The organism is Haloplanus sp. (assembly GCF_028275055.1).
Lineage (GTDB): Archaea > Halobacteriota > Halobacteria > Halobacteriales > Haloferacaceae > Haloplanus.
Genome location: NZ_JAQCNJ010000046.1, coordinates 51,090 through 64,242, shown reverse-complemented (window position 1 = coordinate 64,242; position 13,153 = coordinate 51,090). Strand labels below are relative to the sequence as shown.

Annotated in this window: 18 protein-coding genes, 1 tRNA gene and 1 pseudogene; 7 read left to right on the top strand and 13 right to left on the bottom strand. The window is 67.3% G+C overall.

Features of this window, described 5'->3' with window-relative positions; genetic code table 11:
* The 3 genes from Q0925_RS06380 to Q0925_RS06370 all read left to right on the top strand — a co-directional run.
* Positions 1-1,287: acyl-CoA carboxylase subunit beta (locus tag Q0925_RS06380; protein WP_299332992.1), on the top strand; the 1,287-nt coding region annotated here is incomplete at its 5' end.
* On the top strand, positions 1,287-1,583 hold the full coding sequence (locus Q0925_RS06375; protein ID WP_299332990.1) for an acc operon protein: 297 nt from the start codon (positions 1,287-1,289) through the stop codon (positions 1,581-1,583). The genes Q0925_RS06380 and Q0925_RS06375, both read left to right, overlap by 1 nt.
* A 78-nt stretch (positions 1,584-1,661) precedes the next feature.
* Positions 1,662-1,799 carry a hypothetical protein gene (locus Q0925_RS06370; protein ID WP_299332987.1) on the top strand — a complete coding sequence of 46 codons (138 nt, stop codon included), beginning with the start codon at positions 1,662-1,664 and terminating at the stop codon, positions 1,797-1,799.
* 45 nt (positions 1,800-1,844) lie between these two features.
* Here Q0925_RS06370 and Q0925_RS06365 read toward each other — a convergent pair whose 3' ends face one another.
* From Q0925_RS06365 to cofD, 5 genes are read right to left on the bottom strand one after another with little or no spacing between them, the layout of a single operon-like run.
* A complete protein-coding gene (locus Q0925_RS06365) occupies positions 1,845-2,039 on the bottom strand; it encodes a 30S ribosomal protein S17e (RefSeq protein WP_299332984.1) in 195 nt (64 codons plus the stop codon).
* A 25-nt stretch (positions 2,040-2,064) separates the two neighbouring features.
* Complete coding sequence (locus Q0925_RS06360; protein WP_299332982.1) at positions 2,065-2,694, bottom strand: DUF447 domain-containing protein; 630 nt, start codon at positions 2,692-2,694, stop codon at positions 2,065-2,067.
* Entirely contained in the window at positions 2,676-3,530 is an 855-nt protein-coding gene (locus tag Q0925_RS06355) for a triphosphoribosyl-dephospho-CoA synthase (protein WP_299333002.1), read from the bottom strand. The genes Q0925_RS06360 and Q0925_RS06355 overlap by 19 nt, the downstream gene beginning before the upstream one ends.
* Before the next feature lie 26 nt (positions 3,531-3,556).
* On the bottom strand, positions 3,557-4,342 hold the full coding sequence (locus Q0925_RS06350; RefSeq protein WP_299332980.1) for a tRNA-dihydrouridine synthase: 786 nt from the start codon (positions 4,340-4,342) through the stop codon (positions 3,557-3,559).
* On the bottom strand, positions 4,342-5,334 hold the full coding sequence (cofD, locus tag Q0925_RS06345; RefSeq protein WP_299332978.1) for a 2-phospho-L-lactate transferase: 993 nt from the start codon (positions 5,332-5,334) through the stop codon (positions 4,342-4,344). The genes Q0925_RS06350 and cofD overlap by 1 nt, the downstream gene beginning before the upstream one ends.
* A gap of 125 nt (positions 5,335-5,459) precedes the next feature.
* Between cofD and Q0925_RS06340 the strand changes: the two genes are divergently transcribed.
* Together Q0925_RS06340 and dph5 are read left to right on the top strand one after the other, a co-directional pair.
* Positions 5,460-5,615 (top strand): DUF7563 family protein, encoded by a 156-nt coding sequence (locus Q0925_RS06340; protein ID WP_299332975.1) that lies wholly within the window; start codon positions 5,460-5,462, stop codon positions 5,613-5,615.
* A 65-nt stretch (positions 5,616-5,680) separates the two neighbouring features.
* Complete coding sequence (gene dph5, locus Q0925_RS06335; protein WP_299332972.1) at positions 5,681-6,475, top strand: diphthine synthase; 795 nt, start codon at positions 5,681-5,683, stop codon at positions 6,473-6,475.
* Positions 6,476-6,651: 176 nt separating this feature from the next.
* On the opposite strand, the gene artA is transcribed toward dph5, so the two are convergent.
* From artA to Q0925_RS06305, 6 genes are all read right to left on the bottom strand, one after another.
* The gene (gene artA / locus Q0925_RS06330; RefSeq protein ID WP_299332970.1) at positions 6,652-7,596 is read right to left on the bottom strand and encodes an archaeosortase A; all 945 of its coding nucleotides are present in this window, start codon (positions 7,594-7,596) and stop codon (positions 6,652-6,654) included.
* Between the two features lie 39 nt (positions 7,597-7,635).
* Entirely contained in the window at positions 7,636-8,703 is a 1,068-nt protein-coding gene (locus Q0925_RS06325) for a DUF7350 domain-containing protein (protein WP_299332968.1), read from the bottom strand.
* Between the two features lie 54 nt (positions 8,704-8,757).
* A complete protein-coding gene (locus Q0925_RS06320; protein WP_299332966.1) occupies positions 8,758-10,041 on the bottom strand; it encodes a DUF7405 family protein in 1,284 nt (427 codons plus the stop codon).
* Between the two features lie 63 nt (positions 10,042-10,104).
* Positions 10,105-10,614, bottom strand: a complete 510-nt coding sequence (locus Q0925_RS06315; protein WP_299332964.1) for a winged helix-turn-helix transcriptional regulator — start codon at positions 10,612-10,614, stop codon at positions 10,105-10,107.
* The gene (locus tag Q0925_RS06310) at positions 10,611-10,949 is read right to left on the bottom strand and encodes a DUF7471 family protein (protein ID WP_299332962.1); all 339 of its coding nucleotides are present in this window, start codon (positions 10,947-10,949) and stop codon (positions 10,611-10,613) included. Before Q0925_RS06310 ends, Q0925_RS06315 begins: the two co-directional genes overlap by 4 nt.
* Positions 10,950-11,111: 162 nt before the next feature.
* Positions 11,112-11,196 (bottom strand) — tRNA-Leu (locus tag Q0925_RS06305).
* 162 nt (positions 11,197-11,358) lie between these two features.
* On the opposite strand from Q0925_RS06305, the gene Q0925_RS06300 reads away from it, so the two are divergent.
* A complete protein-coding gene (locus Q0925_RS06300) occupies positions 11,359-11,919 on the top strand; it encodes a DUF420 domain-containing protein (RefSeq protein WP_299332961.1) in 561 nt (186 codons plus the stop codon).
* On the opposite strand, the gene Q0925_RS06295 is transcribed toward Q0925_RS06300, so the two are convergent.
* Positions 11,920-12,195, bottom strand: coding sequence for a DUF7521 family protein (locus tag Q0925_RS06295; RefSeq protein ID WP_299332958.1), 276 nt, complete (start codon positions 12,193-12,195; stop codon positions 11,920-11,922). It lies immediately after the preceding gene.
* Positions 12,192-12,568, bottom strand: a pseudogene (locus Q0925_RS06290) (helix-turn-helix domain-containing protein). Before Q0925_RS06290 ends, Q0925_RS06295 begins: the two are co-directional and overlap by 4 nt.
* Positions 12,569-12,686: 118 nt before the next feature.
* On the opposite strand from Q0925_RS06290, the gene Q0925_RS06285 reads away from it, so the two are divergent.
* Positions 12,687-13,088, top strand: a complete 402-nt coding sequence (locus Q0925_RS06285) for a MoaD/ThiS family protein (RefSeq protein WP_299332956.1) — start codon at positions 12,687-12,689, stop codon at positions 13,086-13,088.
* The last annotated feature ends 65 nt before the right edge of the window (positions 13,089-13,153 follow it).

Genomic DNA, 13,153 nt, shown 5'->3' with positions numbered 1-13,153 from the left:
TTCGTCTTCGCCCACGACTTCACCGTCTTCGGCGGCTCGCTCGGCGAGGTGATGGCCGAGAAGATCTGTAAGGTGATGGACAAAGCGATGGATGTCGGCGCACCTATCGTCGGTCTCAACGACTCCGCGGGCGCACGCATTCAGGAGGGTGTCCGGAGTCTCGCGGGCTTTACCGACATCTTTCACCGCAACGAACGCGCAAGCGGTGTTGTCCCCCAGATATCGGGGATCATGGGTCCCTGTGCCGGCGGCGCGGTCTACTCCCCCGCGATCACGGATTTCGTGTTCATGGTCAACGACACCAGCCACATGTTTATTACCGGTCCGGACGTGATCGAAACGGTCACCGGCGAGGAGGTGACGTTCGAGGAGCTCGGCGGTGCGGCGACCCACGCATCGAGAACGGGCGTCGCTCATGGCGCCTTCGACGACGAGGAGACGGCGCTCAACAACATCCGCAGACTGCTCTCGTATCTCCCACAGAACAACGTCGAGGATCCCCCACGGGTCGACCCGTGGGACGACCCGGACCGCCCGGCGGACGAACTCACCGATGTCGTTCCGGACGAGCCGCGGAAACCCTACGATATGCGGGACGTGGTCGGAGGGACCGTCGACGAGGGCTCGTTTTTCGAGATTCACGCCGACTGGGCGAACAACGTCGTCGTCGGCTTCGGCCGCCTCGACGGCCACGCCGTCGGCGTCGTCGCCAACCAACCCCAGTCGAACGCCGGAACGCTGACGGTCGACGCCAGCATGAAGGCGGCGCGGTTCGTCCGCTTTTGCGACGCGTTCAACGTCCCCATCGTCACCTTTGTCGACGTGCCGGGGTACATGCCCGGCACCGATCAGGAACACCGGGGGATCATCCGCCACGGCGCGAAACTCCTCTATGCCTTCTCGGAGGCGACCGTGCCCCTTCTCACGGTGATCACGCGGAAGGCCTACGGCGGGGCCTACTGCGTTATGGCGTCGAAACATCTCGGCGCGGACGTGAACTACGCGTGGCCCACCGCGGAACTCGCGGTGATGGGACCGGAGGGCGCGGTGAATATCCTGTACAGCGACGAACTCGCCGAGGCCGACGACCCCGACGCCCGTCGGGCGGCTCTGGTCGCGGAGTACCGCGACGAGTTCGCCAATCCATACACCGCCGCCGACCGGGGGTTCATCGACGACGTGATCGAACCCCGGAACACCCGGACGCGGTTGGTCGATGACCTCCACATGCTCAAGACCAAACGCGAGAGCCCCCCCGAAAAGAAACACGGTAACATCCCGATCTGATGGTCGAGACACCGGATACCGACATCGACCGCGGTGTCGAACTCGACATCGACCTCTCGGACGACGCCGACGCCGAGGAGGCCGCGGCCATCGCGGCGGCCGTGGGTGCACACGTCCGAGACAGCCGTCTCGCCGCGGCCACAGCGGCCGAAACCGAACGAACGGCCGACGCGTGGGCCGGCAGGCGATGGGTTTTCGCCGGGCGACTCCGAGTCGTCAACGGACGGTCGGTCCGGGTCACCGACACGACGCCGGCCGACGGGTGGGTCGCCGCCGACCGGGCCGACCGCCTCTGATCGGTTCGGGACGATGCCCGAACGCGTGTGTCGGCCGACCCTGGCTTCAGTACCAGTATACGATCGTCATACCGGCCCGTGAGGAGGACGAGCGACCGGGACGGGTTCGGACTGTCCATCGTCGACGGTCCCGTCCGGGCGTACGGCGGCCGGGCGTGGGTCGGTGCCGACAAGCCAAGCGGCCTCGCCTTTTGGGTCGAACTCTGCCGGGCGTGACCCGCGGTGCGGCGATCGAGCGGAGACGCTGAAAAAACAACCGGTTCAGGAACCCTGCGCCGGGCCGGCGTTCTTCCGTGTGATGTAGCCGGCGATCCGGTTGCGAACACCCTTCGATTCGACGTTTGTCAGCTTCGATACGCTCTCCTTGTTCGTCTCGAAGTCGGCGTTAAACGCCTCCGGATAGCGCTCGAGAAGGAGCCCGCCGAGCTGTTTGACGTATTTGGGTTTGATGGCCATATCGGTAGCTGAGGCGAGTGGGCCACTAAAACGATTCGTTCCGGTCGCGCCAGTCGGTCAACTCGTCGACCCGGTCGAAGGCCGCACGCTCCCGCGGGCCGCCACACCGTTCGACCGTCTCCGCGAAGTACGCGAGCCGATCCAGCAGGGTCGCGGTGTCGTAGGCCGGCACGTCGAGTCGTGAGGCCGCCACCGTCGCGTCGACGACGGCGTAGAACCCGCGGTTGGTCGTCGGTACCGTCCGCTCGACGACGTTCGACGACGTCGGTGTGAGTGCCCACCGCACCCACTCGGTCCCGTCCTCGTCGCCCTCGGCCACGCGTTCCGTGTCCACTTCGACCCACGCGGCCGCGCCGTCCCGGACCGGCTCCTCGGTTTCGGTGATGTCGAGGGCGGCGTCGACGAACTCGCGAGGATCGGTCGTGAACTGGACGACACCGCCGCCACGGCGTTCGAAGTTACCCCGGGTCCGTGTCTGCCCCCACGTCACCGCGGTGACCGGGTCGTTCTCGGTATCCGGGGCGTGGAGACCAAGCGCCGCCTGGTTCCAGCGGTCGTTCGGACCGAGCGTCGCCACCACCGACTCGGTGACGCCGCGAAGCGCCACCGGCCACCCCGCCGGAGCCGCGGCGTCGCTCACACCCGAACCCCCCATTCGAGGGCGACAAAGGCCGTCGCCGCGACCAGATCCGCAGTCGTCCCGGGGTTGATCCCCTCCTCGTGGAACGCGTCGGCCAGATCCGCCGCGGCGTCGAGGTCCCCCTGAACGTCGGCGGCGCGTCGGCTCACCGCCCGCGCCCGCTCCTCGCCGTGTTCGATTGCGACGAGCGTGTCCGGTCGCTCCGCGAGGCAGTCGAGAAAGACCCGCGCGAGACGGTCGGTGATCGGTCCGTCGTCGGCGAGCACGCGGTCGGCGGCCCGGAAGGTGCGCTCGAAGCCGGTCGTCCACTCGCTGGCGTTGCCGTCCCGGTCGGCGCTCAGGGCCATCACGTCCGCGAGCGTCAGTCCGCGTTCCCGGAGCGTCGGGACTGCGTCGCCACCCCGTCGCACGTCGAGCGCGTCGGCCTCCGGCGGCGGGTCGTCGACCGCCACGTCGACGTACTCGAACGCGCGGTAGAACCCCGCCGCGTCGTCGACAGTGGTCGCCGCGGTGACGCTTGTGACGCCCGATTGCGACAGGCGGTCCGTCGTGGCCGCACGCACCAGCGGAACGAGGAGGAGCAGACAACCGAACTGTGTGTTGTCGCCGTCCTGTTGGCTCATCCCACGGACGCCCCGTTCGAAGGCGTCGCCGAGACCGGGGATCGAGTCGGGGTCGCCACCGTCGTTGCCGGCGGCCAGTCGGAGGCCCGGTCTGGCGCCGACCGCCCCAGCGAGAAAGTGCTCAAACCGGAGGTCGTCGTACTCGCGGTGTCGGTCGACGTTACCCGGCTTGGGCGTGCTCGCGACCTCGAGATGGAGCGCGAGTTGGGCGTGGTCGACGGGCGTCATGTCGGGACGGGGGTGGTCGCTCCGGGTCACCGGATCACCTCCGGCCCGCGGTCGGGGGTGACGGGACTCCGGGGCGCGCTGTTCTTCGAGCGCCGCTTCCAGTCGGCGGTGGCGCGGGCGACCCGTCGGAGGACCGCCGGATCGTCGCTCGCCCGGCCGACGCTGACGCCGTCGGCGCCGTAGCCGAGATACTCCCACGCCGTCCGCCGGTCGCGGACGCCGTTGTTGGCGAGCAGGAAGAGGTCGGGCGCGGCGGCGGCGATCTCGGCGACGACGGCTTCGGAGTCCATCGCGTCGACGTGGAGGGCATCGGCACCCGCGTCGGCGAGTCGGGACGCGAGAGCCGGGAGATCGACGCCGTCGACCTCCGTCCGCATCTTCACGCTCACGGTCGCGTCGGCGTCGCTGGCGGCGGCGACGTACCGCGCCAGTCGGTCGGTATCGCGTAACAGCGTCTCCCCACAGCCGACCGCGCGGAGTTCGTCCTGTCGGCAGTGGGCGTTGATCTCGAGAACGGCGTCGTGGGTGGCACAGAGCTGTGCGGCCCTGCGGACCGGACCGAGGGTCGTGCTCCGGACGTTCATCCCCGCTCGGATCGGGGCGTCGTCGAGGGCGGCGAGTTGGTCGTCGACAAACGCGAGCGGGTCTGCGGGAAGAAACTCCTCGCGCCCGCGGGCGATCAACCCCTCGGCGGCAGACCGCGAGGCGTCGTCGATGGCGATCCCCCCGAGAACGGCGAGGTCGGCGTGGGGGATTCCGGCCCGCGCCCACGCCGCGTCAGCCGCCCCGCTGAGGCTGGCGAGTGCGAGCATCACGACACCTCCGTGAGCGCCTCGGCGACGGCACGGATCACCCGCCGAGCGTCGGTGTCGGTGTCGATCCGCGTGTCGGTGCGGACGGTCGGGCGGTCGAGATCGGTTCCGTCGTCGGTGTCGAGAACGAACGCGTCGACAAAGGGGTATGCCGCGGCGACGCCGGCGGTCGATGCATCCCGTCCGACACCGCGCATCAACTCGGCGGCCGGGCCGGAGAACACCTCATCCTCGACAAAGGGAGAGACGGCAACGACCGGCGTGGCGTCAAGTGCGTCGTCGATCCCCGGGAGCGCACGGATCGGCCCGACGCTCGTAATGGGGTTTGAAGGGCCGATCACGACGGGGTCGCCGAGGGCGTCGAGCACCTCAGGGGTCGGCTCCGCGGTTTCCGCGCCCCGGAACTCTACGTCGGTGACGACCGGGGCAGCGCGGCGCGCAACCCAGTACTCCTGAAAGTGCATCGCGCCCGCCTCGGTGTGGACGATCGTCGCGACGGGGTCATCGCTCATCGGCAGAAGCCCCATCTTGAGGCCGAAGGCGTCGGCAAGCAGTCGGGTAACCTCGGTGAGTGTGTGTCCCTCGTCGAGGAGGCCAGTCCGGGTGAGATGGACCGCCCGGTCGCGGTCACCGATCGTCATAAACTCCCCGACGGCCGAGAAGCGGCGCCACCGGGCAAGGCGTCGACCCTCGGTCTGACGGTCGGGGGGTAAATAGTGCGGCCCGTCGGGAAGGTCGGCGGCCGATGCCAACCGGCGGAGTTCGTCGTGGGTCGCGGTCGTGTCGCCGTCGATCCCCCACCACGTCTCCCGGTCGAGAACGCCGCCGCCATGGAAAAGGACGGTGTCGAGGTCGGGACAAACGAGGTGGCCACCGAGTTCCACGTCGTCGCCGGTGTTGGCCACGACCGTCACCGCCGCGGGGTCGAAGGCGGCCCCGACCCCGTCGAGCAGTTTCGGCGTACCCGTCCCACCGGCGAGAAAGGTCGTCATAGATTGGGTAATGCGTCGGTGGATTTGTGTTTTTGGGGCGGTCGTCCGGGCCGGTGTCCCCGGTCACGGCTCGACAGCCCGATGGCCGTAACGTACATACCGACCGATATCCCTGATGGGGACGTATGCCGAGCTGTCAGAACTGTGGTTCGTTCGTTACCGACGACTACGTCCGAGTGTTCGCACCGACCGGAATGACCGAACCGCGCGTCTGTCCGAACTGCGAGGACCTGGTCCGCGACGGTGCCGATATCCGACAGGCACGCGCGAGACGGCAGTGACGTGACGTGACGTGACGGTGCGCCAAAGCGCCCACGCTTAACCGCTCGGCTCCCCCACAGCCCGTATGCTCACGTTTGTCGGACTCGGCCTCTACGACGAGCGGTCGATAACGGTCAAGGGACGGGACGCCCTCCATCGGGCCGACCGTGCCTTCGCGGAGTTTTATACCAGTCGCCTCGTCGGCACCTCCGTCGCGGAGCTTGAAGCCCACCACGGCGTCGATATCGAGGTTCGGGACCGCGCCGGTGTCGAGCGTGATCCGGCCCCGATCCTCGACGCCGCCGCCGACGGGGATGTCGTTTTTCTGACCGCCGGCGACTCGATGATCTCGACGACACACGTCGACCTCCGTCTGCGGGCCATCGACCGCGGCATCGACACGCGGGTGATCCACGGCGTCTCCGCGGCATCGGCCGCGAGCGGGCTTACCGGCCTCCAGAACTACCGCTTCGGCAAGGCGGTGACGCTCCCCTTTCCCCGCGCTCACGGCGGCGACGACGTGCCGGCGTCCGTCGCCGACTCGGTCGAGACGAACCGCGAACGCGGCCTCCATACGCTCGTCTACCTCGACATCAAGGTCGACGACGGCCGCGGCGCGAACGCGGGCGAGACGTACATGACAGCCGATCGTGCGGCCGAACTGCTTGCCACGGAGTGGCCGGACACGCTGGCGGTAGCGGTGGCGCGGGCGGGAAGTCCCGACCCCGTCGTTGCCGCCGACCGCCTCTCGGTGCTTGCGACACGAACCTTCGGCGACCCGCTTCACCTCCTGGTGGTGCCGGGCGAGGTCCACCACGTCGAGGCCGACGCGCTACGGACACTCGCCGGCGCGCCGGCGGACACGCTCCCCGAGAACTGACCGAGTCAGGGGGCAACGATCGAAAGCACCAGTCCCAGCGCGATACCCGCGAAAACGAGAAGCAACGCCCAGAACATGAACCGATCCGCTCCCTTCATACGATGGAGCTACGCCCGCCAGCCCGGTAAGACCGGCGGCGAAATCCGAGCCGGTCCGGCCGGTCCGGCCGGAGCGGATCAGTCCGCACCGGGGCCGAGTTCGTTCTCGTCGGGCAGGTCGAGCGCCTCGCGGAGGTCGTACTCCTTCCGCGTGACGATGTAGAGAACGTCCTCGACGATCGTCAACAGTTCGGGAAGCTCCCGGATCACGAGAAAGGTGATGCCGACCAGAGCAACCACCGCGAGCACCTGGCTGATGACCCGATCCGAGAGATAGAACGAAACCTTGTACGGGTCGGTGCCGCCGAACAGAAAGAGCACCTCGTCGACGAACCACTGCATATACTGTTTGCCGAACATCACAGCGATAAACGTCGTGCGCATGATGTTGAGAACGTAGATGATGGGCACGGCAACGGCGAACGCACGGAGTTTCCGGGAGAACGGCGCGTCGACAGCGGCGATAAGACCGACAAAGATGGCGATGCTTCCCAGCCCGGTACACGCGAGGATGATCGAAAAGAGAATGACGTGTCCGCCGTCGGTGACGAATTTGAACGTGTTGAGATAGCCTTGGTCACCCTCGACGAGCGTCGGCGAGTAGCCCAGAAGTTCCATCGCCCACTGGGTCTGTGCGGTCGTATGAGAGATGAGAACGTACCGCGGCGACGGGAGCGAGAGGCCGGCGAGTGTCACCGCCGGTATCGTCTCGAAGGGGAGGTAGACGGCGCCCATAACGGCGACGGCCGTCGAAAGAACGAACAACGAGTCACGGCCGGCGCGGAGAAGCCAACCGACGTACAACGACGCGGGGACGGCGGCGAGAGAGAGGATCCCCTCGACGAAGCTCTTTTGTTCGAACGCGAAATGGGGGACCAGTGCCGCCCAAAAGAGGGCGAAAACGGCCCACGCACCGACCGTCGCCGGTCGTGCACCGGCACGATCAAACCGCCTGAGGAGCGTCCCGGTGAGAAAGAGGCCAACGACGACCCAAGCGAGGGCGTCGGTGAGTGGGCCGGCCATGCCCGGAGTGACGATACCGACCGATAAATCCTTTATTCTTCATAATCCCAATGTCAGGTCCGGCATCCCGCCGAGGAGTCCGCCGAAGGCCGTTTCGTACCCTTCGTGGCGGGCGGTCTGGGGCTGGACGGTCACCGAGAGCGTGAGGTCGTCGCCCGAGGCAACGCTCTCAACGACCGTTCCGTAGTGGTAGCCCAGTTCGGGGTTGAGCGTCCGTTCGAGGACCGTGTCGGCGATCGTCTCACCGTCACGGTCGAGTGTCGCCGACAGCCCCATCGCCGGGATCACCATCCGGTTGTACCGACTCCGGGCCGAGACGGCGAGATAGGTGCCCGATTCGTCGATGCCCGACGGCGGGTCGTCGAGAACGGTGACCACCAGACGCGCGTCGTTGCTGGTCCCCGATCCGAGAACCGTCCCCGGCAGGGCGGACTCGGCTGGGGCGACGGCCGTCGGAAGCGACCCCATCGACATCGGATCGACCGCCCCGGGGGTCCCGGCGTCCTCGAGTTGCCGGAAGTCGATCTCCGCTTTCGCGTTCTCGCTGTACTCGAAAGGAATGTCGACGGTCGCCGGGTCGCCGAACCGCCCCTCGAATGCGCCCGTTCGGCGGATCTGCATCGCGCCGACGCTCAGCCGAACGTCGTAGGTTCCGTCGCCATCGAGTCCGAAGTTCGCCCCGTAATGAAAGCCCATCGGCTGTGAGAGCATCGGATAGATCGTCTCCTGGGAGACGAGCGAGCCGTCGCGGTAGAGTTCGGCCGACAGGCCGGTCTCGGGCAGCACCGTCTTGCTTTCTCGGTCCCAGACGCTGGCCATCAGGTGAACGGCGTCGTCGCGGTCGATCTCGGTGAGTGAGACGTCGTCGCCGTTGACGTTCCAGAACCGGTGGGGGTAGCTGTACAACAGGCCGACCGCGTACTCGCCGCTCGTCGCCGTGTCGACGGTCTCCATCCCTTCGACGTGAGTCGGGCGGTAGACGCCGTCCGGTCGATCTTCGAGGACCGACGGCACGCCCCCGGCCTGTGTCTCGGCGAGGCTCGAACAGCCCGCCATCGACGCCACCGCGAACGCGCCTCCAGCCCGAAGCAGGTCTCGACGCTCCATACACATATTCGGGCCTGAGCGGGAAAACCCGTTCTGGTCCGGTCCTCGAACGGATCACTCCGGATCGGGTGTTGGGAGTGCCCGGTGTCGCCGCGGTGGGACCAAAAAGTAGCCCCGGCGACGGGCGAAGATGTACTCCAGAATGCCGTTGTTGACGCGCTGTCTCACCGCCGGCGTCGCCGCCGTCGCGTCGGTGCCGTTCATCGACCGTCGAACCGTCTCGAACTCGGCGATGGTCCGTTGCAGCGACGGGAAGTGGAGACTCGCCACCGCCTTCTCCGACCCGATGTCGTCGGTCGATTCGAAATGCCGACGCAGGAGACGAACGTTTCCCTCCGGGTCGCGGTTCGCCCGCGCCGCCTTCTGAGCGTGTCCCACGCGACCGTACTCCTTTGCGTCGGCCACGACGTCGTCGACGAATCGGTCGATGCCGCTGTCGGCCCCGAGGGTCTCGCCGACCCCCTCAACCAGGTCGTTCTCGGCGTGGCCCGGGCTGAACAGTTCCGTCACCCGCTCGTCGTAGGACTGCTCGTCGTACCAGTCGTCGAGACGCTGCCGGATGTTGGCGATCACCTTCGTCGTCCCGCCGGCGAAGGGGCCGGAGTCGAGGGTGACGTAGGACTCGGTCGCCTGATTGCCACGGAAGCCGGCGGTAAAGCCCATAAACAGCGGCGAAGCCTCGGGGACGGGCCGGGAGTCGGGAACCCCCGCGGCGTCCTGGTTCTCGGCGGGGAGGCCCGCGCCGACGAAACCGGTCCGCCGGGAGTCGATTGTCGCCACGTCGGTCAGCGACGGAACGGTGACCCCGTTCGCAGTCTCGCGTTCACCCCGGAGGGCACGGTCGGCGGCGAGAACCACCTCCGGACGGTCACTCGCCAGGTGAAGCACCGCGTCCTGCCGGTCGAACGTCGGTGACTCGAACGGCGAGAGCGCGCTCGGTTCGGGGAGCGAGACGCCGGCCGGGTCGACGTCGAACCGGTCGAAGTATGACGGCGAGTAGGCCACCGAGTGGAGGAGGCCGTCGTTGCTCCACTCGTATGCGCGGTCCAGTCCGTCGAGCGTCTCGACGAGACCGGCCCGGTCGTCGTCGGCCGGCGGGCCGGCGCCGTCGATGTCGAAGTAGATGAGGATCTGGTGGGCGGGGAGTTGCGTGTTACCGTGGTCGTCGTGGCGGACGTGCTCCCGCCACGCGTGTTGTCTGGATGGCTTGGCGTCGGGGTCGCCGGTCGGTGCGTCGGCTCCGTCGGCACGGTTGAGACAGGCGCTCAACGCACCGGCGCTGCCGATAGCGACGGCGGCTTTCATAACGGTCCGTCGCGGGAGGTCGCCGTCGAACATGGGGTAACGTCGGTTGGGGGCTTGCACGCATCGGGGTTGTGGTTCGGCTCTCGAAGGCGAGCGCTACCCGTCGCTGTGTCCGTCGACGAGTCGGGTGAACCGGTCGACCAGGCGCTCCGGGAGGGTCGGCTCAACCAGTCGGATGAGTCGGGCGGTCTCCTCGGGTCGAAGGGGAACGAGCGTCACGCGGCCGTCGTCGCGGCGCTTCTCGACGAGGTCCTGTTCGGTCAGGTGGTCCAGATGCCACTCCAGTGTACTGCGGGCCACATCGAGCGCCGACGCGACCGATCCGGGGGCGCTCGGCCCGGTCTCGATCAGGTGAACGAGCACATCACGTGCCGTCTCCCGCCGGATCACCGCGAGCGCACCGCGCTCCCACGGTTCGTACTCGGGGGTGTAGTAGTGGGTGCGGCCGTATCGGGGGTCGGCGATCACGTCGTCCATCCGCCTGAGTTTCCGCAGGTGGTACTGGACCTGCCCGGTCGCCAAGTCGAGGTCACGGACGAGTCGGTTGAAGTGAACGCCAGGGTTGGACGCGACGTGTCGCCGGATTCGGTCGCGTTGTCGGCTCACGACGGCGACACCTCCCGCCGGACTGTCCGGGCGTAGTAGACGGCCGCGACGACGAGTGCGACGAGAACAGCGTCGAGTCCGTGTTCGAGAACGTGGTGGGCCGTAGGCGAGAGCAAGCCGGACAGGGTGGCCGCGGCAACCGCCGACCGTGCGAGCAGTGCCGCGAAGGCGGCGACGAGGAGAAGGTACGGCCGCGACCGCCGGCGGACGAACGCCGCGAGGGCAAGGCCGAACAGTGTGGCCGCCCCGAGGGCGGCGATGGTAACGGCGACGACGGTGACCAGACCCATCGACGCCGGGCCGATCAGCGGAATCGTGTGTACGTGAAGCGCCATCGGTTCGTCGTCTGTGCGGAACGATCCTGAACGCTTCGGATCGACCACTGACTCGTCGGATCGGCGCGCCGGAGAAGTTGTGCGTGGGTGATGTCCCGAAGCGGGAATCACCTGCATCGCCACCTGTACGGTGGACGGCGGGCGTGTGACCCGCCGGTGCGATGCGTGGGACCGGATTCGAACCGGCGGACCCCTATGGGACAGCGCCCTCAACGCTGCGCCGTTGGCCTAGCTTGGCTACCCACGCTCGCATGAGTTCTGTGTCGTGTCGGACGCATACGTCCGTTGACGGGGGTATTTGAAATGGCTTTCCTTTTGCCACTCCAGCGGTCCGGTGTCCCGTCGCCACCACGGGGTTCTACGATCACGAAGCCGCGGGGATTTTGTGGATCGGCCACTCAAAGCCGACATGTACTCGAACGCACGCGACCGGGTTCCGGAACTGACCGTGGCCCTCTCGCTGACATCGCTGGCACTCGTGTTCGCGGCGGCGTTGGGGGCGATTCCGCGGGCGGCGCTCCCACGCGCTCCCGGCTACGTTCTCGCGGCCATCCCACACATCAACGCCGTTGTCAGCACCGTCGCAATCGTCACCATCGCCGCCGGCGTCACCTTCGCCCGCCGGCGCGAGTTCGGCCGCCACCGCGCGATGATGGCGCTTTCGGCCGGACTGTTCGCCGTCTTCCTGATTCTGTACCTCTACAAGGTCGCTCTCGAAGGCCCGGCGGAGTTCCCAGGGCCCGAGAGGGTGTACCGGCTACTCTACCTCCCGTTGCTCGCGGTCCACATCCTGCTCGCCGTTGTCTGTATCCCGTTGCTGTACTACGTGCTGTTGCTCGGGGCGACCCACCCCATCCGGGCGCTCGTCGACACCGCACACGCCCGTATCGGCCGGGTGGCCGCGAGCCTGTGGCTGGTGTCGTTCGTTCTCGGAAACGCCGTGTACGCCCTCCTGTACGTCGTCTACTGATCACTCGGCGTACAGCGAGTAGATGATGACCGCGAAGCCAAGGAACGTGAGCGTGCTCTCGATGACGACCGACTGTGCGAGCGAGAGCGACGTGAACTGGTGGCCAACGCCGGCGGCGATGGCGCCCACCGTGACCAGCCCGAAGCCGACGCTGAGCGCCCGCAACGCGGGAGCGCCCGTTCGGCGGTAGGCCTTCCACGAGAGGAGGACGATGAGACTCCCCAGCAGGAGCATCCCGGATTTGACCGCCGTCAATGCGATATCGAGGTGACTCATGTCTCCTTCCGAACCTCCCCCACAGGGACGCGAGGCGTTCGTCGGCGGTCCGTGCCGGCCGGTCGATCGACACCTCGATCGCTCTGGTCTCGGTCACGCCGATGGAGACCGTCTCGAAGTCGAGTCCGTACCGGGTCGCGTGGTGGCCGTCGGGCCTGATCTCCGTTCCCTCGACGAGCAGCGAGGCGTCGGTAAGCAGGTCGAGCTTTCGGTATGTCGTCGACATGGGGATATCACACTCCCCGGACACCTCGGTGGCCGTCATCGGTTCGTCGAGATGCCTGATGATGGTCCGGCAGTCGGCGTCGTCGAGCGCATCGAGAACCGACTGCAGGTCGGGCGAGTCGTCACCCGACAGCGGATCACGCACCATACGACACTTGGCTGAGGGAGTTACTTAGGCCCGCCGTTTGCCGATCGAGTCCGTTCGACCCGGTTCGAACATGTTCGCACACAGCTTTTCCGGGGGGCCTTGCGTATCCAAATACGTCATGAGTACGACAACAGAGGCCGAGGTCGAGAGTACGCCGGGGACGACCGTCGCGCTCCACGCGACGGGGCACGTCCGTGCGCGGATGGACCAGCCCCACCAGGAGTTCACGTTCGAGGGGACGACACTGCGTGCCCTCCTCGAGAGGTTGTTCGACGAACGGCCGGAACTCGCGGAGATGCTGGTCGCGGAGACGGAGGCCGAGGCGACGACGACCGGGTGGGCCGAGCCGCCAGAGAACCTCCCCGGCAGGTGGCACAAAAATCCCGAGGGCGAACAGACCAAACCATACGCCCGCGTGCTGATCAACGGGAAGTTCAACGAAGTATTAGACGGATTCGACACGGAGATCGAGGACGGCGACCGTGTGAGCCTCGTCTACCCGTTCATCTTCTGTTGCTGACGGGGATACTCCCTGTCGTCCCGCCGCCACGCCGCCACCAGCCGCGGCCGTTCCCCGCCTACACC